Below are 25926 nucleotides of genomic sequence, written 5' to 3' on the forward strand. Positions count from 1 at the left end.
ATTGTTAATAAGAATTATTACCTTTTTGAGAGGGCAAACAGCTATGCGCGCCGCCAGGATACGTATGCGCGGTGCTAAACCGCACGGGTTGCGTTCGCGCGAAGAGAGAAAGTAGGTTAGCGGCGTTTGCGCACGTCGCCCGGTGCAATACCGTAATGGCGGCGAAACGCGGTAGCGAAATTGGTGGCGTGCTGATAGCCACACATCCACGCCGCCTGCTGCACGCTATAGCCTTCAAGCAGATAGCGACGCGCCAGCGCGAGCCGACATTCGCGCAGGTAATCGAAAAGGGTGCAGCCGTAGCGTTGACGAAACTTGCTGCGCAGGCTGCTCGGGCTCATGGCGGCGAGGGCGGCCAGCTGCGCAAGAGTATGATCCTGCTCCGGAGACTGTTCCAGCCTGCTGCGCACGCGTTCAAGACGCGCATGCTCAGGCCGGCACGGGAAGGATTGCTGGCGCTGCGCCAAACCCTGGCCCAGAAGCTGATACATCAGCCCTTCCAGCAACAGCTGACGGGATAACGCGCTTAGACCCTGCTGCTGAGCATGCTGGATCCCCGCAAGGACAAACTCAGGAACGTGCCAGACCAGGGTGGGCGCATTCAGGCTTTGCCATTCCTGGAGCAGTGACTCAAGCAGGGCCTCACGCCTGGCATCGTGTGGGAACAGACCAAACGAGAGCGTTTTCAGCGTGCTGTCGGCATCATGACGCGCGCACATTATCTGCTCTTCACTCAGGCGGGAGCTGAAGGCCATGCCGGATCGTACGACATATTCAACGCCATTAAGCGCGATCGTGACGCCCCCTTCCAGCACCACCAGCATATAGAGTGGGCTGCTATGGCGAGAGGTGGTTTCGTAAGGTTGTAAAACGCGAACGTTGGAGTGGGTCAGTGAAATGCCGGATGAAAGCGTCATCTCTTCCACATTCCCCTGCAGCACGGCGCGGTTGTTGACCTGCGCATCTTTTAACTGCGGGAACCGGTAGTCGATGCCGTAGCGCTCACCGAATATCTGAAAATCCTCAACAAAAAACAGGCGTTTCGCTGATCTATTTTCACGCTGGAGCATATGACGGTGCCTGCATCGGGGAAAGGACAAACGAAACAGTACCATTCATTGGTGGTGGCAGCAATCACTGGGCATAAAACGTATTACGCTCCGGTCTGAGCCGGAGCGAAGAAATATATTTCAGTTAAAGAGATATATTTATGCTTGCTGCCATTCAGCAAAAACCTCTTTATGGTTTTTGGTCAGGACAACTTTATTATCATCCACTTTGTCCACCCAGCCGAGCGGTATAAAGTGGTGCTTCCCACCGGATTCCGGATCGCTTTTCGCAAGCTTGATGCGCTCACCATCCAGATGGTCCACCACACCGACGTGTGTTCCGCAGCTGGCGACAACCTGAGCGTGATCCATAATTGCGTTTTTATCTACCATAATAATTCTCCCGTTTTGGTTATTTGGCCGTTGCACGGAATTAACTGTAGCGCATAAATTTGGCTTACGGGCGCTTATTAGCATTTTGAAACATCATTGACACAACAGGATATTATGGCTACCGCGAGGCATAGTGAAGCATAATGAAAAAATAAGAATAAGATGAATTATTCTCGCAGTTTATTTTTTATTTCATAATTACATTATCGCAACCAACGAGGAGGCATTAATGACGATTCGTAATATTCGTAATAATCGTACAGAAATTTCACTGGCTCTTGGTGAAGCGGTTTTAGACATTGTGCAAAAAGGCCACGAGCTGTCGCGTGAAAATCTGGCGCAGGCGATGAAAACAAAAGCAGAGAAGGAGCGCGACGATGAGCAGCTCCTGAATTACTGGAAAGCCTGTAATATGCTGGTCTGAACGAGGCGGCGTTTAGCCTGGCTAAACGCCGCCAGCCATTACTCGTCGAAGAACCAGTAGCCCTGGTTAATCAGTCCGGTCAGTTCGTCAATAAACGCCGGATTGTTCAGCGCCTCGCCCAGCACAGCCTGGCCGAGTTCCGTGTAGCGACACAGCACGTCTGCGGCCTTCGCATCTACCGTTTCCAGCAGTTCGCTGTTGATGAAGACGCTGCCGTTGATATTCAACACGCGCAGACCGCTCAGGCGAGACAGCGTTTCGCCACCCTGCAATGCATCAAGCACTTCTTCTGCCGTGTACGGCGGTTCCGCGGTGGCAATATCCAGCTCATGGCGCGGCGTCGAGACAAAGCTACCGAACCATTTCGTGAAATCATCAGGCTTGCTGATCATGTCGATCATCATCTGGCGAATACGATCCAGCTCGTACTGTTCCACGCGTCCAGGGTGTTCACGGCAGGTCAGATCCGGATCGCTGTAATGCTCGCCGCCCAGATCGTTTTCCAGCGCGTAATCGGCAAAGCTGCTGATCAGATCGCGACCGTTCGGCCCACGGAAACCGACGGAGTAGTTGAGCGCCGTTTCGTGGGTAAAGCCGTCGTGCGGGAAGCCAGGTGGAATGTAGAGGATATCGCCCGGGGCCAGATCTTCGTCGATGATCGGCTCAAACGGATCAACGTGCAGCAGCGCCGGATGCGGGCAGAACTGGCGCATTGGCAGCTTGTCACCCACGCGCCAGCGGCGGCTTCCCATCCCCTGAATGATAAACACATCGTACTGATCGATATGCGGGCCCACGCCGCCGCCAGGGACAGAGAAGGAGATCATCAGGTCATCCAGACGCCAGTCTGGCAAGACGCGGAACGGGCGCACCAGCTCCGCTGCAGGCATGTGCCAGTGGTTTACCGCCTGCGCCAGCAGCGACCAGCCGGTTTCGCCCAGGCCATCGAAGTGCTCAAACGGACCATTGCTGGCCTGCCATTTACCGTTGGAATGGCTGACCAGACGGCTATCGACTTCAGGCTCCATCGCCAGCCCTGCCAGTTCGTCCGGGGTAATCGGGTCGACAAAATTGGGGAAGGCATTTTTCAGCACTACGGGTTGTTTCTGCCAGTATTTTTCAAGAAATTCCGGCCAGTTCAGGTTCAGTTGATACGCCATGGGTAGCACCAGTGAGAGGGTAAACAGGCGCGATTATAGGGGAGACGGTCAAGGGGGAACTTGTCATGGGTCAAACGAGAGGAGAAGGCCGGCGCAAACGTCCGGCCCTGAGGGATCAATCCAGCTTCAGATCGTCATAATGCGTAATCAATTTACCCACAATGCCGTAGTCCAGCGCTTCTGCCGGAGACATCCAGAAGTTGCGGTCGGTGTCTTTTTTCACTTTTTCCAGCGGCTGGCCGGTGGCGTCAGCAATCAGCTTGTTCACGCGATCCAGCATGCGGATGATCTCACGCGCTTCAATCTCAATATCCGTCGCCTGACCACGCACGCCACCCAGCGGCTGGTGGATCATAAAGCGGGTGTTGGGCAGAGAGTAGCGATGTTCTTTTTTCGCCGCCAGGAAGATGGTGATCCCGGCGCTCGCCACCCAGCCGGTGCCGATGATGTGTACGTCCGGACGGATAAACTTGATGAAGTCATGGATGGTATCACCCGCTTCCACGTGGCCACCCTGGCTGTTGATGTACAGCTTGATCGGATCGTTGCTCACGCTTTGCAGCAGGATCAGTTGGGTAATGACTTTTTGCGCCAGTTCCTGGTTGATCTCACCGGAGATAACAATCGAGCGGGACTCGAGCAGTTTTTGCTGCAGCGCGCCCGCGCCGTTTGACCCTTCCGCTTTATCCTTATCGCCTTCTTTCAGTGTGTAGTGCATTGTTATGTCCTCAGCATTTAGCGCTCAAAACCAGAGTGTAGCCTGTTTTACCGGTCAAAGTCCTCAGGCGCACACAATGCGAACATCCTGCGCCGCAAACGCGTCGATAACGTCCTGTTTAATATTCGCGTCCACCACCAGCACATCAATGTCCCGGCTCTTTGCCACGACAAAGCGCGCCACGCCGGGAAGCTTGTCAGCAGTCAACGCCACGATGGTCTGGTTGCTCTGGGCGATCACCGCTTTTTTGAACGCACAGTCGGCAAAATCAAAGCCGGTCAGCCCCATCTCAGGATCCATCGCACAGCCACCGATAAAGGCCTGATCAAAGATAATCCCCTCAAGCTGGCTTGCAGCCGTGGCACCCACCGTCGCGCCGGACGCCCGCTGGATCTGCCCGCCAGTGATGATCACCTCACACCGCGGATGTTGCAGCAACGCGGTCGCGATGGCCGGGGAGTTGGTCACCACCGTCACGCTGAGTTCGGCAGGAAGGGCTTTCGCCAGCGCCAGGTTGGTGGTGCCCGTATCCATAAAGATACAGCCACCTGCTTTGATCAGCGTTGCCGCTTTCTGCGCGATTGTGGCTTTTTGTGCACTGTTTTCCTGCTCGCGGCGGCTAAATGTCCCCGCATCCGGCAGCTGAAGAACCGCGCCACCGTAGACCTTTTTACAGAAGCCCTCTTTGCTAAGCTCATGTAAATCACGGCGAATGGTGTGCTCGGAGACCTTCATTTGTGTCGCCAGTTCGGTGCACACCACCCTTCCGCTCTCCTGAAGGATCTGACGGATCAGCGCTTGTCGTTGCTCCGGAAAAGCAGCATAATCGAGCATTATAAGTCCTTTAAAATAACAAAACCGAGCATTAAAGCGCATAATGTTGCACTGCGCATGCTCTGTCAATCAGCACTCACCGCGAGGATAACAATGAACATTGCCCATGTTGCACTCTGGACCCGACACCTTGATGCACAGGTACAGTTCTGGGAAACGGTTTTTGGCGGACGTCGTAATGAACGCTACCTCAGCAAAAATCGTCCGGGCTTTGCGTCACATTTTATTACCCTGGATGGCGGGCCAACCCTTGAACTGATGACGGTGCCGGACCTGCCCGACGCCCCGGCTCATCCGGAGTTTATTGGCTGGGCGCATATCGCCATTCACGTCGGCAGCCAGGCTGATGTGGACCGTATGGCGGCGCAGGCACAGTCAAACGGCACCCTGCTCAGCGCCCCCCGCATGACCGGGGATGGGTTTTATGAGGCGGTGATTGCAGACCCGGACGGCAACCGGATTGAGCTCACAGGAGAGTAAAAGACATAACGCCTGCCATGCAGGCGTTAATGTTTAATTCACCGTGGCCGGGCGCGCCAGATTTTCCTCGCCCTCACGTTGCTGCGCTTTCTCATGCTGACGTTCCGCCAGCAACCGGCAAATCTCCGCATGCTTCTCCTCGGTAAAGGTAAAGCGCGACATAAACCCAAGCCGGATCAGCGAGCCGATGGCGGGCAGCAGACAGATACCAAAGAACAGCCCCGACAGCACGCCGTCACTCTGGGTTTGTGCCTGCGGGACATAGCCGATCATCGTCAGAAACACGCCGATTAACCCACCGCCGACCGCCACCGACATCTTGCCGGTAAAGGTCTGTCCGGAGAAGGTGATCGCCGCACAGCGCTTGTGGGTGTGGTACTCCGCATACTCAATGGTGTCGGCAATCATCGAGGAGGTGAGGATGTTGGACATCATCACGAACAGCGTACTCAGGCCAAGCAGGATAAACAGCATCGCCGTCTGCTGATAGCCCACAAACCACATCACCACGCGTACCGCGACATCCAGTCCGCAGAGGATCATAAACAGCTTCCGCTTCTGCATCCTGCGCGTCAGCATCGGGGCGACGAGACACACCACCGCCGCCATAATCCCCATCACGCCGATCGCCATCTGCAGGCTGCCGTCACCCATGTTGTTGATAAAGAAGTAGATGTAGAGGCCGCCAGCCACGTTATGGAACACGCAGAAGAAGAACGACAGCAGAACGATAAACAGCGGCTTGTTCTGGCGCAGGTTATGGAAGGTGTCACGTATCGTCACCTTTTCCGGACTCGGCGGCACACGCTCCTTAATCTGCATAAAGCCGTTGAGCATCAGCGGCAGGCCGACCAGCATCATCACCAGCGCTGCCATAAAATAGCCTTTGTCGTTGCTGTACTGGGCGAAGAACGCCGCCAGTTTCGGGAAGAAAATGTTGGCGCAAGCGATCCCGGCGTTAACCCCCAGCATGGCCGCCGTCACCGCGCGGGTGCGCTGCCCGGAGTCGTTAGTCATCACCGACGACATCGACCAGAACGGGATATCAGAGATGGCGTACAGCGTTCCCCACAGAATGTACGTCACCCCGGCGTAGAGAATTTTGGTGGTCATGTCCGCTTCGATTTTATAGAACGACAGCAGCGTGACGCCGGTAATGAGTAACGGGGCGATCAGCAAAAAGTGGCGAAACTTGCCGAACCGGGTGTTAATGGTGTCCATTATGCTGGCAAATAGCGGGTCGTGAACCGCATCCCACGCGCGGGCAATCAGGAAGATGGTACTCGCCGCCAGCGCCGAAATCCCCAGCACGTCGGTGTAAAAATAGTTAATAAACGAACCCACTAAACCAAAGCTAAAACACTGACCTAATCCATAACCAAAATAAGACCACAACTCGCGAGACGGTATTTTCATTGTCATTGCCATAGTGCGTACCTGGTTGCCCGGCGGCAGACCGCCGGGTCGATATTATTAGCCCTGCGCTTTCGGGGCGATCTTACGGAGCTTCTTCATTAAGGCCATTTCACTGCGCGAGAACGGGATACCGTTCTCCTCAAAGACGTCGTGGAACCAGAGGCGGCAGTAGTCCGTAGACTCCTTCATCACCACCGGCCACGGCAGCCACGTCTGGGTTTTACCGCGCACCAGCCCCCACTGATACGGCGCGACCTTCGCCGTGTACATCAGCGGAAGCTGCTCCTCGAGGGTGCTGCCCACGTGGCGGGCCAGCCATTCGGTGCAGAAGATTGGCCGCCCAAGCGCCTGCAGCTGCTGGATAATCGCGGTCATGCGTCCGGTGTTGGTGTAAGCGTGGAAGCTCACCACGTCGGATAGCGCCAGCGCGGTTTGATCCAGCGGATGCTGATAAAACGTCTCGCCCTCCTCTTCCGCCGGCAGACGCCACGCGCAGACGGTGAGCGGCTGAGTGGGATCCTCTTCACGCACCCACCGGAACGCCAGCTTCATCAGCTCATGCGCGCAGGCCTCCAGCTTCGCGTCGTACTGCACCTCCTGCGTACCGGTCGCAAAAATGCCGCGGTTGCCCGGCTCGTTATACAGATCCCACAGCAGTACGCGCTCATCGTCGCGGAACTGGCGGATAACGTCGCGGATATAGCGCTCAATCTGCGGCCAGCAGTCAGGATCGCAGACTTTATCGCGCCCCGGGCTCGCTGCCGCCTGGCTGTTGTGCTTGCCCGGCACCGGCGGCTTTTGCGGCCCCAGATACGGTTCATCGCCGGAGAAACCGCAGTCGTCCATCAGGGTCAGCATGGTGCTGAACCCGCGGCTGTCGGCCATCGCCAGAAACGCGTCGATGCGCGCCATCAGGCCGTCGCGATCGTGTTCCCAGACAATAAACGGCAGGTTGATGCGCAGGGTGTTGTAGCCCGCCTCCGCCGCCCAGCCCAGTTCGCGGTCAATGGTATCGGCATCGAAGGTCTCTTCCTGCCAGATATCGGTCCAGTTCACCGCCGTCGACGGTAAATAGTTAAACCCACACAGCCAGCCTTTTTGCTGATACCACGCCTGCGCCTGCTCCCTGCTCCACTGCTCTTTCATTACGCGTCCTCTTACTGATAATATTTAGCTAATAAATATTAGTTGCGGGATAAATGCGCAATTCATGACGCTCCGAAAAGCGACAGCCTTCACAAAGTTCATGCAGGCGCGAATAAGAAACGTGATCGACGGCGCGTAAGCGAACAGTTAGGGTATGATGCGGTGTCGCGAGAGGGAGAGGACGGATGAAGCGAAAAACAAAAGTCACGATGAACGATATTGCGCGGGCGGCGGGGGTGTCGCAGGCGACGGTATCGCTGGTGCTCAACCAGTCCCGTAACATCAAGCTCAGCGACGAGACCCGCCAGCGGGTGATCGGCGTGGCGACCGAGCTCGGTTATGACCGCCTGCCTGCCATTCACGCCCCGCGCAACCAGGAGGAAATCGCCCTGCTGGTAAGTTCCCTGCAAAGCTTTGATCCGTTTATCGATGCCATCAGTCAGGCGCGGGAAGCCGCATGGCGCAACGAAGCGCTGCTGACGGTGTACGACTACGGTGATGACGTAGAGCTGGCGCTGAACATTATCCGCCAGCTGGAGAAGCGCAACTGCGTGGGGATCATCCTCGCCTCCCCTGTTACCACCCTTGTCGACATGACCGCTTTTCAGGACTGCACCCGCATTCCACTGGTGCTGCTCAATCAGCGCGATCCCGGCTCGCCGCTGCTGCCGTCGTTTATTCCGGACGACTACGCCAACGCCTTCCAGGTGACCAAACACCTGATCGCCTGCGGTGCAACGCGTATCGCCCACATCACCGGCGAGAGCTGGATGGAGGCCTCCCGCCAGCGGCTGGCCGGCTATCAGGCCGCCTTACAGCAGGCCGGTTTAGCCTGTGACGAGAGTCTGGTGCGCCAGACCAACTGGCAGTTCAGCGAATCCTTTACCGCCACCACCTCTCTGCTGGCGCTGGACGAACGCCCGGACGCCATCTTCTGCGCCAGCGACTGGCTGGCGATCGGCTGCTATCAGGCGCTGGCGGTAAACGGCGTGCGCATCCCGCAGGATATGCTGCTGGCGGGCTACGACGACCAGAAGATCTCCGAGCAACTCACCCCACCGCTGACCAGTATCCAGCTCCCCTACAGCGAACTGGGACGGCTGGCGGTGGAATACCTGTGCAATCAGGAAGATGCCGCCACCCACGTGACGCTGGCGGGCAGGCTGAAGGTACGGACATCAAGCCTCGTCTGAGGTGAAGACCATTCCGGCATAGGGTTTCTCCCGGCACGCCGCCAGCCGCGCGGCGAGGCTGCCCACGTGCAGCTCCAGCTTGTGCCCGTCCGGGTCGAGAAAATAGAACGATGCCCCCTCACTTTTGTTCTGCTTCCAGACGGTAACGCCTGCCTGCTCCAGCTTGTGCGAGAACGGCTCAAAATCTTCCGCCGCAACGGTAAACGCGTAATGGGTATAGTCGCTCTCCTGCGGCGGCACGTAACCGCGCGCCTCGTCATAGGACAGGCAGACCCACAGATCGCCGCAGGTAAGATAGGCCCCGGTATTCCAGCGGGCGTGCAGCGTCAGCCCCAGCAGCTCGTGCCAGAAGGTAACGCTTTTTTGCAGGTCGCTGACCGCGAGGGTCAGATGGTTGAGTGATTGCAGCATGACGTGCCCTTTTGTTTTTTGCGCCAGACGTGGTACGGTAACTTCATGAACATAAACCACGCCGTGCTCACCGTAAACCGCTGGTGGCTGCCTTCTTAAAGGCGGCACGGAGTAGTTTTCCCCATTTTCAGATAGCCGCCGAAAGGCGGCTTTCACATTTCTAAGACCCCTTTCGGCACTTGCACATTAAGGAGTCTTTATGAACGTTCAAACCATCCTCACCGGCGACCGCCCAACCGGCCCGCTGCACCTGGGCCATTTCGTCGGTTCGCTGCGCCAGCGCGTGGCGCTACAGCAGACGCATAACCAGTATGTATTGATTGCCGACCTGCAGGGGCTGACCGACAACGGCAGCAACCCGCAAAAAATCCGCGACAACATCCCTGAAGTGCTCGCCGACTACCTCGCCGCCGGCATCGACCCGAACCTGACGACACTCTGCCTGCAGTCCGCCCTGCCCGCTCTCGCCGAGCTGACAATGTTGTATATGAACATCGTCACCGTCGCCCGCGTCGAGCGTAACCCGACGGTGAAAAATGAGATTGCGCAGAAAGGCTTTGCCCGCTCGCTGCCGGTCGGTTTTATGGCCTACCCCATCAGCCAGGCGGCGGACATCACTGCGTTCAAAGCCGAGTGCGTCCCCGTCGGCGACGACCAGTTGCCGATGATTGAGCAGACCAATAAGATTGTGCACAAGATGAACAGCCTGTTGCCTGCCCCGGTGCTGCGCCACTGCAAAGCGATGCTCAGCGACACCGGCCGCCTGCCCGGCATCGACGGCAGCGCCAAGATGTCGAAATCCCTGGGCAACACCCTGCCCCTTTCCGCCAGTGAAGAGACGATTCACCGTGCGGTCAGTGCTATGTACACCGACCCGAACCACCTGAAGGTGAGCGACCCGGGGCAGATTGAGGGAAACGTGGTGTTTACCTACCTCGACGCGTTTCATCCGGACAAAGCCAAAGTGGCAGCGATGAAGGCGCATTATCAGGCGGGCGGACTGGGTGACCGGGCATGCAAGAACGAGCTGGAGGCATGCCTGCAGGAGCTGATTGCACCGATGCGGGAACGGAGGGCGATGTACATGCAGGATAAAGGGGAGTTGATGGCGATGCTGAAGCGCGGCACGGAACGGGCGCAGGGAGTGACGCAGGGGACGCTAAAGGAGGTGAAGGTTGGGCTGGGGGTGCCGGTGTTTAGTTAAGTTAGTTTGAGCGGTGGAGTGCGTGGGATTGGCATGAAACCGCTTATTATCTCATTTAAGATAATATTAATGCCCCTAATAATTCTTAATTTTTCGTGTAGATTATATAAATTGCTTTAATTGCATTAATATTACATCGATATTACTCTTTATAACAGATTTAAAGAGATACTATGGCTGACGTAGAAGATATCGCGAGGAGATTATGCAATATAATCTCCTCGTCTGATACCGTGACTGGACTTATAAAGGGAGGGCTATCTGCACCGCAAGATTATGGATATCGGGTTTATGGTATCGTTGACACGGACACACGATATACACGCAAAACTGAGAAAATAACAATAGAAAAACCAAAAACAAACACTACGGCAGGGTCATATGAGTAAGTTTACCATCCCAATTATAAACCTGCTTCTTTGCTCATATTTAATTTTTGCCTATAGTCTTTGCTGGATTGAATTCGACACATGGCATGATAAAACAATCGCCTTTTCCATCATTACTATGAGTGCTTACATTATTTCATTAGTACTCAATAGATTACTGCCAGGAAAGATACTTACTTTAGGTGGGATCCTGAACGTGTTATCAGGCCCTCTGCTCGTGGTAGGTGCATTTGCTTGCATAGCTATCCTTGAGCCGTGGCCTTTGAAAATTCCTGGCTTATTCATATGGGTCGTGGCGATGTTATATCTACCTTCTTTTATAAACGTTTAATAGAACAGTGTGGTGCCGGGTGCCTCCCGGTGAGCAAAGCCCGCATAATGACGTTAACCTATAAATTATGCCCCACCGCACAGGGGGATTCACCACAACACGAAGTATATGAAAAATGCCGCGATAAAAAAGCTATTCAAACCGACAATAAGACAACAGTCATTTCGCCATTTTGCTTAATCATGCCCTGCCAGACACATTACCGCATCCACCCTTCGGCTTATAAAGCATGCCCAGCGGAATAAATCATTGCTATCTTTTTAATAGCCTCAACTTTCGCCATCTTATTAACCTTTCGATTTATTGATGTATTTCATTTTTGTGCCAGGATTTTTAACGAATAAAAAATGAATGCACGGAAGATACCCTACCTCTCCTCCGGCAAAGATATGGACAAATAAGATGAAACTCAGGATAACATTACTTTCAGCACTGCTGGCGCTTCCGCTATTTGCTCAGGCGACCTGCAACGTACCGGAGACACTCTCCGGCAAAATCTTTATCAATAAAACGGGTCCGCTATGGTCTGTGCAAAACCCCAATGCCGATAGCCTGCTCCGGCTGGAGTTCACTGACGATACGTATACCAGCCATATTTTGCGCACAGGCAATAAGGTGCAAGGGAAATACCGTTATGAAGTTTTTAAAAGCCAAACAGGCCTGGCACACAGCGTAGGCGTTCTGGAAGCAGAGGAGGATTTTCAGGGCCAGACGACGCTGTTTACCCTCACGCTGGTCTGCCTTAGCGACAGCACCGGCACCTTTGTCTACAACCAGCGCCAGGGCGCCATTAAACCGGATATCAGACAGAACACGGGGGTCTGGATAGTTCAGGATCCTGCGACCTGAAAAAATCCTACTGCCATCCGGGACATTTTCCCTTCAGCATAATCGTGAAAAAGGACAAACAGATGAACACCTACCACGCATTCCCCTGGCAACGGGTTGTTAGCGCGCAGGGCTATACGGCGAAATCAAAGGAAAATGTGATTCACTTCACCGACACGCTGTTCTGTATCGACGGTAGCGGTACCATTGTGGATATTATTCAACATAACGATGACGCGTTCCGGCACGTACGTGACGCCGCCCGTAAAGCGGGTAAGCTCACTGAACTCTCTTCTGACCAGTATCTTCTTCCCGGCCTGATCGATTTGCATGTCCACGCCCCGCAGTGGCCTCAGATGGGCAAGGCGCTGGATAAACCGCTTGAGAAGTGGCTGAATGACTACACGTTCCCGCTGGAAGCCCGATACGCCGACGTCGATTTTGCCCGCCGAAATTATACGGAACTGGTCAGCGCGTTGTTGGCGAACGGCACAACCACCGCCGTCTACTTCGCCACCCTGCACACTGAAAGCAGCGTCGAGTTGGCCCGCATATGCCTGGCCCAGGGGCAGCGCGCCCTGGTGGGCCGCGTCGCGATGGACGATCCCTCCCAGTGCCCTGACTATTATCGGGACGAAACGGCGGCATCGGCCGAGGCGGAAACGCGTGCATTTATTCGCGCTGTCGCAGAGTTACCCGGCAATACGGCAAAACGTGTGCTCCCGGTTATCACCCCGCGGTTTATTCCCTCCTGCACGGACGACCTGCTGAAAAGACTGGGCACGGTGGCGAGAGAAACAGGCTGCCACGTGCAAACCCATTGCTCAGAAAGTGACTGGGAACATGGTTACGTTAAAGAACGCCTGGGGAAAACGGACACCGTGGCGCTGCGTGATTTTGGCCTGTTGACCCAAAAAACCATCCTCGCGCATTCAAACCACATTGAAGATGACGATGCTGACCTGATTAAGAAAACCGGGGCTGGCGTCGCGCACTGCCCCCTTTCAAATTTCTATTTTGCCAATGCAGTATTCCCTCTGCGAGCAATGCTGGACCGTGGACTGAACGTCGGGTTAGGCACCGATATTGCCGGTGGCCATAGCCCCTCGGTATTTGATGCCTGTCGCCATACCATCACCGCCAGTAAAGCCCTGAATGATGGCGTCGATGCCCGTATCAAACCGGAACACCGCGGCAGACCAGGCTCGGCAGTCAGCTTCAAGGAAGCATTCTGGTTGGCGACAGCCGGTGCGGGTGGCGTGCTTGAGCTGCCTGTAGGAAAGCTGGAGGTCGGATACCAGTTCGATGCCATCGTCATCGATACCCGGGCTGCAGGAAGCGATATTTATATTCATCCTGCTGAAGACCAGCCTGAAGATAAACTGCAAAAAATCATCTTTAACGCCAGGCGAAATAACATCAGCCGTGTCTGGGTAGACGGAAAAGCCGTGAAAGTTCAGTAAGATCATACAGCGGCACCGTCTGTGGCATCACCGTGGCTCCCTGTAAGTTTACGACCGTATTGCCTTTATGGTGTATCAGACGCTGTTAACGCAGGGGATCCGAATCCCACAGGATATTGCCGTTCTTGGCTACGATAATCTTGTCGGCATCGGAAATTTGTTTTTACCCCCGCTATCCACGGTCCAGCTGCCGCATTATGAGATTGGGCGCTTAAGTACCCTGCACATTATCAATGGCGACACCCACCGGGATAAGGTGCTGGTCGAGAGCCCCTGGCTCAGGCGCGAATCCTGTTGAGCAAGGGAGGCCGCATACCGACGACCTTTTGACAGTCACCTGGGGACATTATGCAAAACGAATTTTACTGGATAAACGAACCGGCCAAATGGCATAGCGAGAACAACACGTTATCGGTAGTGACCGACGACCACACCGATTTCTGGCGCCATACGTGGTACGGATTCGAGCGTTTCTCGGGCCACATCTACGCGACAGACGCGGCAGGTGATTTCACGTTTCAGACAAACATCCGCGCTGATTTCAGCACGCTCTATGACCAGGCGGGGATCATGCTGATGTTGGACGAGCAACACTGGCTCAAGGCCGGGATTGAATACAATGATGGTGCGCCGGCCATTGGCAGCGTACTGACGTTACAGGCCTCCGACTGGGCAACCGGTATCTTCCCGGGTAACCCCCGGGAGTTCTGGCTTCGCCTGACCCGCAAGGGAGACGCGTTACGGTTACAGTACTCAGCAGACGGGCTGTCGTGGCCTTTACTGCGTTTATGCCATTTCCCGTCGGGGCCAGTGAAAGTCGGTGTCATGTGCTGCACGCCTGAACGCAGCGGCTTAGCCGTCGAGTTTAGTGATTTCAGTCTCGCTCCGGCCATGGATAAAGCGCTGCACGATCTCAGCTGATTTACATCGCGCCATCCGGTTCTACGATCCGTTGATGGCGCTGCCTGAGCTTCCACCTGGATCACACTTTTCCCACCCGACCATTCCCTTAAAATAAACAGGTGATATTATTCACCCCGTAAATACCTCTCAACTCAACCCGAGGCTTTGATGCTGGAGAATGTCATCATCCGATAATCAGCTCCCCGACCTTTCAGGCCGGACTGATTATCAATGCGCCGAAATCGAATGCGGACACCGCGGTGTGTTTGCACGTTTTGCACATGATGATTAAACAGGTTTTCCAGTATGAATTTATCCCGTCAGGAACAACGTACCTTACACGTTCTCGCCAAAGGTGGACGTATTGCGCACGTCCGCGATAGCTCAGGCCGCGTCACCGCCGTTGAATGCTACAGCCGCGAAGGGCTGTTGCTCGCCGACTGCACGCTCGCCGTCTTCAAAAAACTCAAAACCAAAAAGCTGATCAAGTCCGTCAACGGTCAGCCCTACCGCATTAACACGACCGGGCTGAACAGCGTTCGTGCCCAGCCAGATAATCGTTAAGGAGAGGATGATGGATATCCCACGTATTTTTACCGTCAGCGAAAGCGAACACCGCATTCATAACCCGTTCACCCCGGAAAAGTACGCCACGCTGGGCCGCGTGTTACGCATGAAGCCAGGCACGCGCATTCTCGATCTCGGCAGCGGCTCGGGGGAGATGCTCTGCACCTGGGCGCGCGATCACGGCATTACCGGCACCGGCATCGACATGAGCCGACTTTTCACCGAACAGGCAACGCGCCGTGCTGATGAACTCGGCGTCAGCGAGCGCGTGCGTTTTATTCATGACGATGCGGCCGGATACGTCGCAGATGAAAAATGTGATGTGGCGGCCTGCGTAGGCGCCACCTGGATTGCCGGCGGCGTCGCCGGAACAATGGCGCTGCTGGCAAAAAGCCTCCGGCCTGGCGGGATGATACTCATCGGTGAACCCTACTGGCGTCAGGTTCCTGCGAGCGATGAGGTAGCCCAGGCCTGCGGCGTCTCGTCCATCGCAGACTTTCTCACCCTGCCCGACCTGGTCGCCTCGTTCGACGCGCAGGGCTATGACCTGGTGGAAATGGTCCTCGCAGACCAGGAAGGCTGGGACAGATACGAAGCGGCGAAATGGATGACCCTGCGTCGCTGGCTGGCGGAAAACCCTGACGATGACTTTGCACAAGAAGTTCGGGCGGAGCTGACAATTGCGCCCAAACGCCACGTCACCTACACACGAGAGTACTTTGGCTGGGGGGTGTTTGCGTTGATTGCCCGATAGCCTGAAACAGGCGGTATAGCCTTAACGACTATACCGCCTTCACGCATCAGGTATTAAGGCGGCTCAGAATAATATGAACGCGGATTCCGTCACGTTTACCCGCGCTTAATCACCGGGATATCGCCCGTATCATTTAACGCCCCTGGAAATGTTTTTAACCACTGAGCGACTTTTTGTTTATTGATATTCACCACACTCATCCCTTCCAGGCATCCCCATAATTCTCTTGTATGCTGCGGCGTGATCACAATACAGTCTTTCATCACCCGGATTTTAACCGGCATACCGCTGATAAACCCTGCTCGTGTTAGCCAGTCTCCCCCCAGCGGAAGATATTTATTATCTATCCGGGCATAGAGTTCACAGCAGGCAGAGCTTGCTTCCGGCGTTTCTGCGCGGGGATGAACAGGCGCGGCACTGGTCTGGTTGCCGTGAAGTCGGCGGGTACTGTTTTTGCGTACCAGCTCGCGGTTTTCAATCATGCCGGTGAAAGCATCTGATTCTGTTTTGCAAACCGTAAACTCTGGCATAAAATTCGGCGCTGTAGATTCAATTGGTCAACGCAACAGTTATGTGAAAACATGGGGTTGCGGAGGTTTTTTGAATGAGACGAACATTTACAGCAGAGGAAAAAGCCTCTGTTTTTGAACTATGGAAGAACGGAACAGGCTTCAGTGAAATAGCGAATATCCTGGGTTCAAAACCCGGAACGATCTTCACTATGTTAAGGGATACTGGCGGCATAAAACCCCATGAGCGTAAGCGGGCTGTAGCTCACCTGACACTGTCTGAGCGCGAGGAGATACGAGCTGGTTTGTCAGCCAAAATGAGCATTCGTGCGATAGCTACTGCGCTGAATCGCAGTCCTTCGACGATCTCACGTGAAGTTCAGCGTAATCGGGGCAGACGCTATTACAAAGCTGTTGATGCTAATAACCGAGCCAACAGAATGGCGAAAAGGCCAAAACCGTGCTTACTGGATCAAAATTTACCATTGCGAAAGCTTGTTCTGGAAAAGCTGGAGATGAAATGGTCTCCAGAGCAAATATCAGGATGGTTAAGGCGAACAAAACCACGTCAAAAAACGCTGCGAATATCACCTGAGACAATTTATAAAACGCTGTACTTTCGTAGCCGTGAAGCGCTACACCACCTGAATATACAGCATCTGCGACGGTCGCATAGCCTTCGCCATGGCAGGCGTCATACCCGCAAAGGCGAAAGAGGTACGATTAACATAGTGAACGGAACACCAATTCACGAACGTTCCCGAAATATCGATAACAGACGCTCTCTGGGGCATTGGGAGGGCGATTTAGTCTCAGGTACAAAAAACTCTCATATAGCCACACTTGTAGACCGAAAATCACGTTATACGATCATCCTTAGACTCAGGGGCAAAGATTCTGTCTCAGTAAATCAGGCTCTTACCGACAAATTCCTGAGTTTACCGTCAGAACTCAGAAAATCACTGACATGGGACAGAGGAATGGAACTGGCCAGACATCTAGAATTTACTGTCAGCACCGGCGTTAAAGTTTACTTCTGCGATCCTCAGAGTCCTTGGCAGCGGGGAACAAATGAGAACACAAATGGGCTAATTCGGCAGTACTTTCCTAAAAAGACATGTCTTGCCCAATATACTCAACATGAACTAGATCTGGTTGCTGCTCAGCTAAACAACAGACCGAGAAAGACACTGAAGTTCAAAACACCGAAAGAGATAATTGAAAGGGGTGTTGCATTGACAGATTGAATCTACAGCAGCCATTTTCAACTCCTTTTCAGTTGCTTGTGGTTAGCGGTATGGGGGTGTTGCAGCACCTTCATATCGCGTCTCGTTGTAAATAATTCCTGTGAAACTCACTCTGCCGTTCGGCGTTATTTCTGATGCGTATTATACCAGGCTGAATATAAATACAGCGGTTTTGGGTGGGGTAAATTTGGAATTTGCGAGGGGGATTCAGGAAAAAGGTTAGCATGCGGTAAGGTCATGTTTTTGCTGATTGCGGGTTGATTGGTCTGGGTTTTGCGAGCATCATCGCAATTATTTACCTTCTTCCGTAACGCGATGGCTTCCAGCAAAACACTCGAACAGGCAATTGCCGACATCACCATCTGGCGCAAAGGCGAACAACGTGCGCCACATAAACCCTTATTGCTTCTGTACGTGCTGGCGAACTATCAGCAGGGGCATGCACGATTGTTTGACTACGGTACCGAGGTACATGCTCAACTGCTAAGCCTGTTAGAACGCTTTGGTCCAGACAGGAAAGAACATTACCCGAACATGCCCTTCTGGCGACTCAAACGGGATGGATTCTGGGATCTTGAGAACAGTGAACTCTGTTCCACCACTGGCAGCAAACAGCCACCGGTAAAAGAGCTTGTTGAACATAAGGTCGCTGGCGGTTTTGATGAAGAACACTATGCGCTACTGAGAAAGAACAAGAAGCTGATCGGCTCGCTGGCACAGAAGATCCTTGAGGCGCATTTCCCGGAAAGCATCCAGGAAGAGATCGCAGATGAGATGGGTTTTGATATTCAACAGATCCGTAAGGTTCGCGATCCGTTGTTTCGCCAGCAAGTGCTTCGCGCCTATAACTATGAATGTGCAATCTGCGGATTCAACATGCGACATGATAACACCTCCGTTGCGCTTGAAGCCGCGCATATCAAGTGGAAACAGTTTGGCGGGCCGTGTGAAATCCCGAACGGGCTGGCGCTGTGTGCAATTCATCATAAAGCGTTTGATAAGGGATCGATTGGGCTGGATGACAGTTTGCGGGTTCTGGTGTCTGAGGCGGTAAATGGCAACGGGAATGGGATTGTAGGAAGACTGTTCTGGGATTTCGCCGGGAAGCAGATAGCACTGCCAATGGTGAAAGGGAATTATCCAGGGGAGGGGTTTGTGGAATGGCATCGGAGGGAGGTGTATAGGGGGTGAGTGCGAAGGCCGGACTAAAATATAGACACAAGTCATTGTTAAATAAATATTTTTCAATATAAAAACAGATTTATGCCCCCATTTGTGCCCCCACTTTTTTTCTTCCCATCGGTAAAAAAGACGAGTTTTTAGCCATTTGTAATCAAAGCACAATTTTAATATCCCCGGTTAGGTTCCGTGCAACGGATCCAAACCAAAAGTCCTCAACACCCAAAATTACTTTTTCTTTAGAAAAGCATGCACACTGTTCACTGCGACATAATTAACTTTAATATCAATAAAATAGAAGTTAACAATATGGTGTAGAGTGAACAGTAAACTCTACATTCATTGAAAAGAAAAAACCCGGCGTATGCCGGGTCAGTTATACGTTAATTGGTTGCTGGGCCATCGCACTTAGGTAGCCAGTCAGCATTGCTTTCCTCTCTGAGTGCCAGATTGGTCTGCATTCCCTGATTGGTCCGCCGCTTCTCGTACTGCAGCCCATACTCTTTCAGCATTAACGGCAGCCCCTTGCCAAACATGGTCAGACTGAGCGTATTTTTATAGCCGTTGGCTTCCATGTAGACCAGATAGGCATGGTAAAGGTATGTACGAGGCTGACGTGGGACAATGTTAGCGTTCCCCATAAACATTCCCGTGGTGTCAGGTAAGACTTCAAGGTATCCGCAAAAATCAAACGCTGAATCAGCATCACGCTTGATGGTGAGCGCTTCATCGGAGTTCTGCTGCGACTGAAGTAATGTCCTGGCACTCATTGGGTCGCTGAAACGTTGCATAAGCTGGCGAACAATCACCGCCAGCTCGCTGGCAATTTTCTCTTTGAGCTGGGTATCGCGTTCCTCCGGGGCTATCTGGTCGGGAAAATGCAGGATCACCCTTCGGCGTGAAACTCCACCACTACGATCAGTGAAACGCATCGGGTTATTGTTCACAGCCAGAATAACTGCAGGAATGTGGGTTGAATAGGCGTTCTGGTATTTGGGATCAACGGATACCGCATCGCCGCCAGTGATGGCTTTTAGGCCGGCCCCGTCACCGCTCCACTTTTCCTGGTCGGGAAGTCGAATCAGTGAAAAACCAATTAATGCGGCTCGTTCTCGTGGTGACTCAAGCATTTCAATGGTTGCAGAGGTAGCATTATCCTCACCTGCCAGCATTGTTGCTATTTCAGCCAGAATACTCTTTCCGCTTCCGCCAGGGCCAGTGACCTCCAGAAACAGCTGCCAGTCATAACGGTTAGCCAGCACCATAAACAGTGCCGCCAGGATAATGTCCCGCTTTTCTGGTTTGAAACCTGCGGCGCGATCCAGCCAGCGCCAGAATGCCGGGGCATGAGTTTCCAGTGCCTCGCCGTCTACAGGCTGCGTGTAATCCACCTCGCACAGCGTACGTAACCAGTGCTTCTTATCGTGCAGGCTGAACAATCCTGTCCGGGTATCGAGCACACCGTTGCGAAACCCGATCAGCTGCCGCGCTGGATTCTGCTGTTGCGGAACAATCAGTTTGAGGGTTTCCACGATAGAGGCAATTTTCCCGGATGAAAAAGGTGCGCCAAGGCGCTGAAACAGCGCAGCCACATCACGGGCAAAATCGGCGTAAGAGATAACTTTCCAGGCCCCCGCCTCATAGCGTGAAAGGAGCTGCCCATTCGGGTCTACTGCCAGTGCATTTTTATAGTGATCCACTACCCTCTGCGCTTTTTCACTGACGCTCAGCGCGCTAAATTCAGCTTCGCTCATTGTGTCGAACGGGCTGGCAACGGCTGGTTTTATGGCCTCATAAATTGCCTGCCGGGTGGCTTCTTCGCCATTCTGCGTGAATGCATCATTCCAGTCACCAAACACAGGTGGGAGCGCCATTGTGCAATTGCAGGCCTTGGCAGCAGCTACGCCCCTTGTTTGCCCCGCACCGTTGAGATCGCGGTCAGCAGCAATAATTATCTGGTGCGTTGGGTACTGACTGCAGGCAACGCTCGCCAGGGAAAGGAAATTGACGGATGAAAAGGCCACCATGACAGCATCGCCAGTCAGATGGTTGAGAGTAAGTGCAGTGGCATATCCTTCCGCTATCCAGAGCCGTTTAGCTGATTTGGCAGTACCTTCAACAAGGTAAAAGGCATTCTTAACCTGACCGCCTTTAAGGAAGCATTTGCCGCCATCAGCCTTGATTAACTGCAAATTTACCAGATCCCCATCTGCATACAGTGGAACGATAAGATCTCCCATACGGAATGTCACACCACCGACTTTATGCACGGCGGTTAATTCCCGGCAAGGCAGTGCAGAAAACCCTTTGCCCGTCAGATAGGCATTGCCAGTGGTCTGACGAGATTTCTCAAACAAACGGGCAGCCAGCGCTGCTGCAGTTTGTTTCCCGGTCTTATTATCAAGAGAACCGGATTCAAGCCTTTCCTGAGATACCGGTGGCAGATTTCCGGTAATGCCGTTTATTCTGTCTGCCGCTTCACTAACGCCTACATCCAGTACTTTACTCACAAGCGCCAAACCATCACCTGCCCCGCACTTGTTACAGAACCACGTTCCCCGTCCTTCCTGGTCATCAAATCGAAAGCGGTCTTTCCCGGCGCATACCGGACAAGGCTGATGACGATTTTTCAATACGTTTACGCCCAGTGCGGGTAAGATACTTGACCAGTGACCTCGAGCTGCTTTCTCAGCCTGGCTAACTTTCATTCCTGACATTATGCGGCCCTCCTTAATGCAGCGCTGGTTTATTGAGGTGATGGGAGCAAAGTTCATCCATTACCGTCACTCCGAGCAGTGAGAGAACCGGACAGGCCTTAAGCGGCCCCGACTCCATTAGATCCGAAAGCAACGCGCAGGCAATTTCCAGTCCCCTTTGCTGCCCATGCTGGCGCAGATAGAACCCTTCCAGCTCGCGGGCGATGGCATCTTCAAGTTCAGCGAGTGTCAGGCCGGAATAACGTTCCCGCTGACTGCTGAGAGTCAGCCAGGCACAAGCTACGGCACGTCGATACAGAGCGGCGCGAAGTGCCAGATGAGATTCACAGGATTGCATCAGGCCACCTCCGCATTCATCAGGTCGTCATGGCAGCGCTGCACCACACCATCCAACTGCTCTGTCATCAGATAGATGAGGGAAACCAGTTGTTCACATTGGGCCCCCGCTGGCTGTTCATAACAGTCCTGCAGGGCTGCCATGCCAGTGACATATTCACCCACATTGCGTAAATGTTTCAGCCTTACAATATCGTCGTAGGAGATCTCAAACTGGTTCATAGTGTCACCTCTTTGGCAGGCAGGCGTGCAGAAAGGGAGAGCACATAATCACGAACCAACGAAAGGCGTGCGGAACGCTCATCGCAGGCCACAGTGCGGAGCATACAAATGCGAGGTTGAGTGTCTGCACGGCGGATTGCGGCAAACACAAAGACATATTTCGGGTGTGACGAGGTGAGGATTGTAGCCATTATGGCAGCCTCCATTGAGTGGCGGTTATTGCTACCACCGGAAACGCCAATTTCACTGGTGGCAGCCCGAACGTGGTTGGCGTAACCGGCCTCAATGGATACCGGCCAGCCCGAAGGCTGCCCCGCCCGGACTGCCATTATCACGATAGAACCACGGTGTACACATAAACACCACAGCCCGGAAAATGGGTGTGCCTGAGCTACGACGAAAAAAAAGACGCCTGGCGCGTCTGGTGTCGCCATTGAGTTTCGCGGAACGCCAATTCCGGCTGCCGATTTTGCGACAGCGGAAAGACTATACATAGAAATGGCGACAGTAAGCAAGCCTGAGAAAAGGTATTTAATGTGTTCAGGTATCATCATGCATCACATCCCCGCCCACGGGCGCTGATACGGTCCGCCATCCATGCGCTGACCTCAGACTGTGCCCAGGCGACATTTTTTCCGCCAAGCGGGATCTGCTTCGGAAACGCATCGCGGCTGATCAGATCGTAAATGGTCGAGCGAGACAACCCGCATAAGTGCATCACCTCAGGCAGGCGTAAAAAACGCTCATGCTGGTTCGGAATAGGAAATAATGGCGCAGCCGGAGCTGGCGCAGAAACAGAAATATTATGCATTTGTCTACCCTCTTAATTTCAACAAAAGTCCGGATAAATTCATACGGATTCAGGTAGTTCCTTATTATGTGTATATAGCTTGCTTGCGCACGCATTATTTATTTAGCGTCACGTATTGATTTTATGGAACTTAAAATCCGATCAAACCTTATAAAATGACATAATAAACACTATGCCTGCGGGCTATAAATACAGGAGCATTAATAGGAACTACCATTCATCTAATGGTTTACTAACCCCATGAGTCATTGCACGTAATGCTGCTGCCTCCGGAGTTCATACAGCAATGCTGCATAAATACTATACGGGGCCTTGCATTGCAGGTCCCTACATACGGACATATTCACGAAACGCATCCAATGTATAAAATTTTGGCCTGCATAAAAAACTTGATGTTAAATAACTCCACCTTAAATCTTAAAATATATCAAAAATGAATCCATACAGAACCGGACGGCTCTAGTTTTATAAAAATCAGTATGAAATGCAACACCATGGCAAGAGGCAAAAATGTTATTTTCCAGCCAAAAGATGCAGTCTGTTTATGTGCCTGTTGAATACTACTGAATAAGGGTGAATAGTGGTGGGGAGCAAAAAATGAATACCCATGAGGAATAAAACAGCCATCCATTATGAAAAAATACTATAAATGATTTTATTCCATGTGAACAGTTATGAACAGTCGATGAATACTGCTTTGCCACCCCTTCACTTTTTAACTTACTGTATTATCTATTATTTTATCTAAGTGAATAGTAGTGAATAGTTAAAGTAAGTCTGAAACAAACTCAGCTAAGCGAGACCTTTCTTGGCTAGCCAAAAAGAAGTCTTTGTCTAGTCGCTCGCACAATGGCGTTCAATGGCAGCTTTGTATGCATGACAGCACAATTGACAACACGACAAACCACCAGGTGCTGACATGACTACCGGAACCATTAATCAGGAAGCTCTTAACGATTACCGCGCGGCGATAAAAAGCTGGCTGACACTACGTAATGTGCAAAGTACCAGCCAGCTTCGTTTGGCGGCTCTTCTGGATACTGAAGAAAAACCGGCAGCATATGCCAGCCAGCTTGAAAATCTTCGTGAGCGCCTTGCACTCCTCGAATGGCAAATTAACTGTGCCGCCCGGGATGGTCTTTATGCTCACCAGATTGTGCTGGAAAGCTGTGTTACAAGCGCAGCTGAAAACTTCATGAGCGAGCATGGTGATGCACTCACTGACGCTCTGGCTCCTTTTCTTTGCGCACCATACGGGCTTGAGGCGGCAATGAAAATATTACGCACCGCTGTAGTCCGACAAACCGAAATCCGTACTCCTGTAATTTCAGCAGCATATAAGAGCGTTATCGACGAAACCGGATTAACGGTGGATGCATCAATGCGAGCTGATGCTTCAGCCACTTTCACTCCGGCAAAACATAAAGTTTTCCTGGCCCGCCTCAACAGGCTTAATGAAAAAGGAGGGTATTGATATGGCCCTGAAGTGTCCTGAATGTGGCACGGTCGCACACGCCAGAACCAGCGCATATGAAGCTCCATCGGTTAAACGCTCATGGTATCAGTGCCAGAATCTTGAATGCTCCTGCACATTTACTGCCCTGGAAAGTGTGGACACGATAATTATGAAGCCCCATAAACCAGCGGCGCCTGAGCCTGAATCACAGAGCGATTCTCTTGTACGTCAGCCGCATACACTGGGCCGCTACGGTTCAGCCTGTACCCTTAAAGACCGTCATGCACAATAAAATGAGGAGGAACAACGATATGACAGAACAACAATTGACGGAAAACCAGATTCAGGCCGCAACCGGACATGTAGTAACACTTCTCGCGAGGGCAAAAAAACCGCTTCAGGATGCGGATTGGCTCATGAGATTGCCTGCAAATGAAATAGCCCGCGAGACGGAAAAACTGACAAAAAGCCTTTCCTCGGAATGGCAGTCCCGAATTATCGACCTTTACCAAAAAATGCAGACCTGGGTGGAGGCCAGACAGGCCGAAGAAGCAGCCATTGAGAACCTTCGGGCTCTGCGCCAGCATCAGACCGAAACTGAGCAGGTCAGCAAAGACAATCGGGCGCAGTTCAGGGAATTGCTTAACCAGAGCGGCGGCATCGTAACGCCGGAGATGAAAGCTCTCCGGGCTGAGTATCTGGAACAACAGGAAACAGCCACAGAACTGGCCGGGCTGATTACTGAAAAAGAAGAGCAGCTGCCGGTACTGGCTGCAGCGACCGCGCGTAAGGCAAACGTCTATATAAACTGCCATCATGGCATCACTGAGGAGCGTATCGATGAGCTTTTACGAGATTTTTTTATTTTCCACGGTGCCGAATTGAGCAGCCTGCTCAGGATGAAGTACAGACAGTTTGAGCGGAATAGCTCAGCGCATATACCGGGCATTATTGAAGGGACAAATGATGCAGATACGTTGTATCGTGAATTTATCCTGAATCTAATGCTGAAGTGGACGAATGAAATATTGCCGTTGAGATTCCGGGACGACGTGATGAGTCTGATCGGTTCAGCACCGGTATCAGGATCACATGACGACAGAAAAAAAAAGAAAGCTGTTCTGACCTGAACAGAAAAGCTCACTTAAGCCCGGCCAGTGCCGGGTTTTTTGATGTCTGTAGCATGAGTGCATGCCTATACTGCATGAAATCGCATGACTATATGCACTTGCATTTTTACTTCTCAGGCCAGATTAGGCGCGGTTAAGAGCCTATCATGCAACTGCATGAAAACCACTCCATAAAGCGGGCAGGCGTGGCGGGGCTACGAGTGCGCGCTGTGGGATTAAATGGTGTTGATCATTCAAATCCCGAGGAGCCGACAGGGTCAAGATAGGGGTAAATCTCACCGCTTTGGGGCGCTGTCGAAACGCAAGTTACTAGGGTGAAGAGCAGCTGGCCAGAGCAGAATTACGCGGCAGAAAGCATTTCAGGCCTGTTGCTGCTTAGTGAGTTAATAATGGTGACAAAATCACCACTAAACAGAGCGGGATTTATCTCCGTCGCCACGCTGACCGTGCAGCAGCCCGTCAAACAACCTATATAAATCCAGTTATTTCCCTCAATTAAGCCATGCATCCAAAGGGGGCATGGTTTTACATGCGTTTTCCCGTCCCTGCACTACAGCGCCAGTCTTGGGGCAGCCTGAGAACACCATTACACCTGTATTAAAAGTGCCCCCTGCGTGCTGGCGTGCTGGCGTGCTGGCGTGCTGGCGTGCTGGCGT

Annotated in this window: 29 protein-coding genes and 3 pseudogenes; 18 read left to right on the plus strand and 14 right to left on the minus strand. The window is 52.8% G+C overall.

Translation table 11 applies throughout. The features are described 5' to 3' along the window. Positions 1-116 precede the first annotated feature (116 nt). Together HV157_RS11380 and HV157_RS11385 are read right to left on the minus strand one after the other, a co-directional pair. Complete coding sequence (locus HV157_RS11380) at positions 117-1070, minus strand: AraC family transcriptional regulator (RefSeq protein WP_041162409.1); 954 nt, start codon at positions 1068-1070, stop codon at positions 117-119. A 138-nt stretch (positions 1071-1208) separates the two neighbouring features. Beyond that, positions 1209-1442 (minus strand): DUF2171 domain-containing protein, encoded by a 234-nt coding sequence (locus tag HV157_RS11385; RefSeq protein ID WP_020885334.1) that lies wholly within the window; start codon positions 1440-1442, stop codon positions 1209-1211. A 229-nt stretch (positions 1443-1671) separates the two neighbouring features. Between HV157_RS11385 and HV157_RS11390 the strand changes: the two genes are divergently transcribed. Next, the gene (locus HV157_RS11390; protein WP_182268169.1) at positions 1672-1866 is read left to right on the plus strand and encodes a DUF2767 family protein; all 195 of its coding nucleotides are present in this window, start codon (positions 1672-1674) and stop codon (positions 1864-1866) included. A gap of 38 nt (positions 1867-1904) precedes the next feature. Here HV157_RS11390 and HV157_RS11395 read toward each other — a convergent pair whose 3' ends face one another. The 3 genes from HV157_RS11395 to HV157_RS11405 all read right to left on the minus strand — a co-directional run bounded on the left by HV157_RS11395 (position 1905) and on the right by HV157_RS11405 (position 4578). After that, a complete protein-coding gene (locus HV157_RS11395; RefSeq protein ID WP_182268168.1) occupies positions 1905-3026 on the minus strand; it encodes a cupin domain-containing protein in 1122 nt (373 codons plus the stop codon). Between the two features lie 115 nt (positions 3027-3141). Then, positions 3142-3744: an ATP-dependent Clp protease proteolytic subunit gene (locus HV157_RS11400; RefSeq protein ID WP_014168451.1), complete on the minus strand. Its 603-nt coding sequence runs from the start codon at positions 3742-3744 to the stop codon at positions 3142-3144. A gap of 63 nt (positions 3745-3807) precedes the next feature. Continuing rightward, the gene (locus HV157_RS11405; protein WP_182268167.1) at positions 3808-4578 is read right to left on the minus strand and encodes a DeoR/GlpR family DNA-binding transcription regulator; all 771 of its coding nucleotides are present in this window, start codon (positions 4576-4578) and stop codon (positions 3808-3810) included. 93 nt (positions 4579-4671) lie between these two features. Here HV157_RS11405 and HV157_RS11410 point away from each other — a divergent pair, with 93 nt between their 5' ends. After that, on the plus strand, positions 4672-5058 hold the full coding sequence (locus HV157_RS11410) for a VOC family protein (protein WP_020885338.1): 387 nt from the start codon (positions 4672-4674) through the stop codon (positions 5056-5058). Positions 5059-5091: 33 nt separating this feature from the next. Here HV157_RS11410 and HV157_RS11415 read toward each other — a convergent pair whose 3' ends face one another. Next, positions 5092-6486 (minus strand): MFS transporter, encoded by a 1395-nt coding sequence (locus HV157_RS11415; RefSeq protein WP_020885339.1) that lies wholly within the window; start codon positions 6484-6486, stop codon positions 5092-5094. 45 nt (positions 6487-6531) lie between these two features. After that, positions 6532-7620, minus strand: a complete 1089-nt coding sequence (locus HV157_RS11420; RefSeq protein ID WP_182268166.1) for a cellulase family glycosylhydrolase — start codon at positions 7618-7620, stop codon at positions 6532-6534. Positions 7621-7805: 185 nt separating this feature from the next. Here HV157_RS11420 and HV157_RS11425 point away from each other — a divergent pair, with 185 nt between their 5' ends. After that, entirely contained in the window at positions 7806-8813 is a 1008-nt protein-coding gene (locus tag HV157_RS11425) for a LacI family DNA-binding transcriptional regulator (RefSeq protein ID WP_014168446.1), read from the plus strand. On the opposite strand, the gene HV157_RS11430 is transcribed toward HV157_RS11425, so the two are convergent. Further along, positions 8799-9224 carry a fosfomycin resistance glutathione transferase FosA2 gene (locus tag HV157_RS11430; RefSeq protein WP_025205684.1) on the minus strand — a complete coding sequence of 142 codons (426 nt, stop codon included), beginning with the start codon at positions 9222-9224 and terminating at the stop codon, positions 8799-8801. The genes HV157_RS11425 and HV157_RS11430 overlap by 15 nt on opposite strands. A 199-nt stretch (positions 9225-9423) precedes the next feature. Here HV157_RS11430 and trpS point away from each other — a divergent pair, with 199 nt between their 5' ends. From trpS to HV157_RS11465, 9 genes and pseudogenes are all read left to right on the plus strand, one after another. Further along, entirely contained in the window at positions 9424-10428 is a 1005-nt protein-coding gene (gene trpS, locus HV157_RS11435; protein WP_182268165.1) for a tryptophan--tRNA ligase, read from the plus strand. A 173-nt stretch (positions 10429-10601) separates the two neighbouring features. After that, a pseudogene (locus HV157_RS26430) lies at positions 10602-10775 on the plus strand (hypothetical protein); the annotation flags it as partial. 34 nt (positions 10776-10809) lie between these two features. Then, a complete protein-coding gene (locus tag HV157_RS26435; protein WP_032681749.1) occupies positions 10810-11148 on the plus strand; it encodes a hypothetical protein in 339 nt (112 codons plus the stop codon). A gap of 402 nt (positions 11149-11550) precedes the next feature. After that, on the plus strand, positions 11551-11997 hold the full coding sequence (locus HV157_RS11440; RefSeq protein WP_025205686.1) for a hypothetical protein: 447 nt from the start codon (positions 11551-11553) through the stop codon (positions 11995-11997). A gap of 62 nt (positions 11998-12059) precedes the next feature. Next, complete coding sequence (gene guaD / locus HV157_RS11445) at positions 12060-13439, plus strand: guanine deaminase (protein ID WP_182268164.1); 1380 nt, start codon at positions 12060-12062, stop codon at positions 13437-13439. 52 nt (positions 13440-13491) lie between these two features. Beyond that, positions 13492-13737, plus strand: a pseudogene (locus HV157_RS11450) (substrate-binding domain-containing protein); the annotation flags it as partial. Between the two features lie 50 nt (positions 13738-13787). Beyond that, positions 13788-14360: a DUF1349 domain-containing protein gene (locus HV157_RS11455; RefSeq protein ID WP_182268163.1), complete on the plus strand. Its 573-nt coding sequence runs from the start codon at positions 13788-13790 to the stop codon at positions 14358-14360. Between the two features lie 288 nt (positions 14361-14648). Next, positions 14649-14906, plus strand: coding sequence for a YjhX family toxin (locus HV157_RS11460; RefSeq protein WP_014168433.1), 258 nt, complete (start codon positions 14649-14651; stop codon positions 14904-14906). Between the two features lie 10 nt (positions 14907-14916). After that, positions 14917-15663, plus strand: coding sequence for a class I SAM-dependent methyltransferase (locus tag HV157_RS11465; protein ID WP_040018526.1), 747 nt, complete (start codon positions 14917-14919; stop codon positions 15661-15663). 95 nt (positions 15664-15758) lie between these two features. On the opposite strand, the gene HV157_RS11470 is transcribed toward HV157_RS11465, so the two are convergent. Then, positions 15759-16145, minus strand: a complete 387-nt coding sequence (locus tag HV157_RS11470; RefSeq protein ID WP_249420772.1) for a SymE family type I addiction module toxin — start codon at positions 16143-16145, stop codon at positions 15759-15761. 33 nt (positions 16146-16178) lie between these two features. On the opposite strand from HV157_RS11470, the pseudogene HV157_RS26265 reads away from it, so the two are divergent. The 3 genes and pseudogenes from HV157_RS26265 to HV157_RS11480 all read left to right on the plus strand — a co-directional run. Then, a pseudogene (locus tag HV157_RS26265) lies at positions 16179-16271 on the plus strand (hypothetical protein); the annotation flags it as partial. Continuing rightward, a complete protein-coding gene (locus HV157_RS11475; RefSeq protein ID WP_001254932.1) occupies positions 16268-17419 on the plus strand; it encodes an IS30-like element IS30 family transposase in 1152 nt (383 codons plus the stop codon). The pseudogene HV157_RS26265 and the gene HV157_RS11475, both read left to right, overlap by 4 nt. A gap of 315 nt (positions 17420-17734) precedes the next feature. After that, on the plus strand, positions 17735-18610 hold the full coding sequence (locus HV157_RS11480) for a phosphorothioated DNA-binding restriction endonuclease (protein ID WP_121339956.1): 876 nt from the start codon (positions 17735-17737) through the stop codon (positions 18608-18610). A 371-nt stretch (positions 18611-18981) separates the two neighbouring features. On the opposite strand, the gene HV157_RS11485 is transcribed toward HV157_RS11480, so the two are convergent. From HV157_RS11485 to HV157_RS11505, 5 genes are read right to left on the minus strand one after another with little or no spacing between them, the layout of a single operon-like run. Next, complete coding sequence (locus HV157_RS11485) at positions 18982-21315, minus strand: primase-helicase zinc-binding domain-containing protein (protein WP_059385959.1); 2334 nt, start codon at positions 21313-21315, stop codon at positions 18982-18984. A gap of 13 nt (positions 21316-21328) precedes the next feature. Then, entirely contained in the window at positions 21329-21652 is a 324-nt protein-coding gene (locus HV157_RS11490; RefSeq protein ID WP_181240937.1) for a DUF5375 family protein, read from the minus strand. Beyond that, positions 21652-21873, minus strand: a complete 222-nt coding sequence (locus HV157_RS11495; protein WP_059385957.1) for a hypothetical protein — start codon at positions 21871-21873, stop codon at positions 21652-21654. Before HV157_RS11495 ends, HV157_RS11490 begins: the two co-directional genes overlap by 1 nt. Next, entirely contained in the window at positions 21870-22427 is a 558-nt protein-coding gene (locus HV157_RS11500; protein ID WP_182268161.1) for a host cell division inhibitor Icd-like protein, read from the minus strand. The genes HV157_RS11495 and HV157_RS11500 overlap by 4 nt, the downstream gene beginning before the upstream one ends. Continuing rightward, the gene (locus HV157_RS11505; protein ID WP_059385955.1) at positions 22424-22684 is read right to left on the minus strand and encodes an AlpA family transcriptional regulator; all 261 of its coding nucleotides are present in this window, start codon (positions 22682-22684) and stop codon (positions 22424-22426) included. Before HV157_RS11505 ends, HV157_RS11500 begins: the two co-directional genes overlap by 4 nt. 919 nt (positions 22685-23603) lie before the next feature. Between HV157_RS11505 and HV157_RS11510 the strand changes: the two genes are divergently transcribed. The 3 genes from HV157_RS11510 to HV157_RS11520 are packed head-to-tail and all read left to right on the plus strand — an operon-like array spanning position 23604 to position 25270. Next, positions 23604-24158 (plus strand): phage polarity suppression protein, encoded by a 555-nt coding sequence (locus tag HV157_RS11510; protein WP_181240941.1) that lies wholly within the window; start codon positions 23604-23606, stop codon positions 24156-24158. A 1-nt stretch (position 24159) separates the two neighbouring features. Beyond that, on the plus strand, positions 24160-24432 hold the full coding sequence (locus tag HV157_RS11515) for an ogr/Delta-like zinc finger family protein (protein ID WP_059385953.1): 273 nt from the start codon (positions 24160-24162) through the stop codon (positions 24430-24432). A gap of 19 nt (positions 24433-24451) precedes the next feature. Continuing rightward, a complete protein-coding gene (locus tag HV157_RS11520) occupies positions 24452-25270 on the plus strand; it encodes a hypothetical protein (protein ID WP_181240940.1) in 819 nt (272 codons plus the stop codon). Positions 25271-25926 lie beyond the last annotated feature (656 nt).

This window comes from Enterobacter sp. RHBSTW-00318, from assembly GCF_014101375.1.
Taxonomy (GTDB): Bacteria; Pseudomonadota; Gammaproteobacteria; order Enterobacterales; family Enterobacteriaceae; genus Enterobacter; species Enterobacter ludwigii.

Coding starts and splice junctions, on each gene's coding strand:
- HV157_RS11380 (WP_041162409.1), bottom strand. CDS start 1,070: ATGCTCCAGCGTGAAAATAGATCAGCGAAACGCCTGTTTTTTGTTGAG.
- HV157_RS11385 (WP_020885334.1), bottom strand. CDS start 1,442: ATGGTAGATAAAAACGCAATTATGGATCACGCTCAGGTTGTCGCCAGC.
- HV157_RS11390 (WP_182268169.1), top strand. CDS start 1,672: ATGACGATTCGTAATATTCGTAATAATCGTACAGAAATTTCACTGGCT.
- HV157_RS11395 (WP_182268168.1), bottom strand. CDS start 3,026: ATGGCGTATCAACTGAACCTGAACTGGCCGGAATTTCTTGAAAAATAC.
- HV157_RS11400 (WP_014168451.1), bottom strand. CDS start 3,744: ATGCACTACACACTGAAAGAAGGCGATAAGGATAAAGCGGAAGGGTCA.
- HV157_RS11405 (WP_182268167.1), bottom strand. CDS start 4,578: ATGCTCGATTATGCTGCTTTTCCGGAGCAACGACAAGCGCTGATCCGT.
- HV157_RS11410 (WP_020885338.1), top strand. CDS start 4,672: ATGAACATTGCCCATGTTGCACTCTGGACCCGACACCTTGATGCACAG.
- HV157_RS11415 (WP_020885339.1), bottom strand. CDS start 6,486: ATGGCAATGACAATGAAAATACCGTCTCGCGAGTTGTGGTCTTATTTT.
- HV157_RS11420 (WP_182268166.1), bottom strand. CDS start 7,620: ATGAAAGAGCAGTGGAGCAGGGAGCAGGCGCAGGCGTGGTATCAGCAA.
- HV157_RS11425 (WP_014168446.1), top strand. CDS start 7,806: ATGAAGCGAAAAACAAAAGTCACGATGAACGATATTGCGCGGGCGGCG.
- HV157_RS11430 (WP_025205684.1), bottom strand. CDS start 9,224: ATGCTGCAATCACTCAACCATCTGACCCTCGCGGTCAGCGACCTGCAA.
- trpS (WP_182268165.1), top strand. CDS start 9,424: ATGAACGTTCAAACCATCCTCACCGGCGACCGCCCAACCGGCCCGCTG.
- HV157_RS26435 (WP_032681749.1), top strand. CDS start 10,810: ATGAGTAAGTTTACCATCCCAATTATAAACCTGCTTCTTTGCTCATAT.
- HV157_RS11440 (WP_025205686.1), top strand. CDS start 11,551: ATGAAACTCAGGATAACATTACTTTCAGCACTGCTGGCGCTTCCGCTA.
- guaD (WP_182268164.1), top strand. CDS start 12,060: ATGAACACCTACCACGCATTCCCCTGGCAACGGGTTGTTAGCGCGCAG.
- HV157_RS11455 (WP_182268163.1), top strand. CDS start 13,788: ATGCAAAACGAATTTTACTGGATAAACGAACCGGCCAAATGGCATAGC.
- HV157_RS11460 (WP_014168433.1), top strand. CDS start 14,649: ATGAATTTATCCCGTCAGGAACAACGTACCTTACACGTTCTCGCCAAA.
- HV157_RS11465 (WP_040018526.1), top strand. CDS start 14,917: ATGGATATCCCACGTATTTTTACCGTCAGCGAAAGCGAACACCGCATT.
- HV157_RS11470 (WP_249420772.1), bottom strand. CDS start 16,145: ATGATTGAAAACCGCGAGCTGGTACGCAAAAACAGTACCCGCCGACTT.
- HV157_RS11475 (WP_001254932.1), top strand. CDS start 16,268: ATGAGACGAACATTTACAGCAGAGGAAAAAGCCTCTGTTTTTGAACTA.
- HV157_RS11480 (WP_121339956.1), top strand. CDS start 17,735: ATGGCTTCCAGCAAAACACTCGAACAGGCAATTGCCGACATCACCATC.
- HV157_RS11485 (WP_059385959.1), bottom strand. CDS start 21,315: ATGTCAGGAATGAAAGTTAGCCAGGCTGAGAAAGCAGCTCGAGGTCAC.
- HV157_RS11490 (WP_181240937.1), bottom strand. CDS start 21,652: ATGCAATCCTGTGAATCTCATCTGGCACTTCGCGCCGCTCTGTATCGA.
- HV157_RS11495 (WP_059385957.1), bottom strand. CDS start 21,873: ATGAACCAGTTTGAGATCTCCTACGACGATATTGTAAGGCTGAAACAT.
- HV157_RS11500 (WP_182268161.1), bottom strand. CDS start 22,427: ATGATGATACCTGAACACATTAAATACCTTTTCTCAGGCTTGCTTACT.
- HV157_RS11505 (WP_059385955.1), bottom strand. CDS start 22,684: ATGCATAATATTTCTGTTTCTGCGCCAGCTCCGGCTGCGCCATTATTT.
- HV157_RS11510 (WP_181240941.1), top strand. CDS start 23,604: ATGACTACCGGAACCATTAATCAGGAAGCTCTTAACGATTACCGCGCG.
- HV157_RS11515 (WP_059385953.1), top strand. CDS start 24,160: ATGGCCCTGAAGTGTCCTGAATGTGGCACGGTCGCACACGCCAGAACC.
- HV157_RS11520 (WP_181240940.1), top strand. CDS start 24,452: ATGACAGAACAACAATTGACGGAAAACCAGATTCAGGCCGCAACCGGA.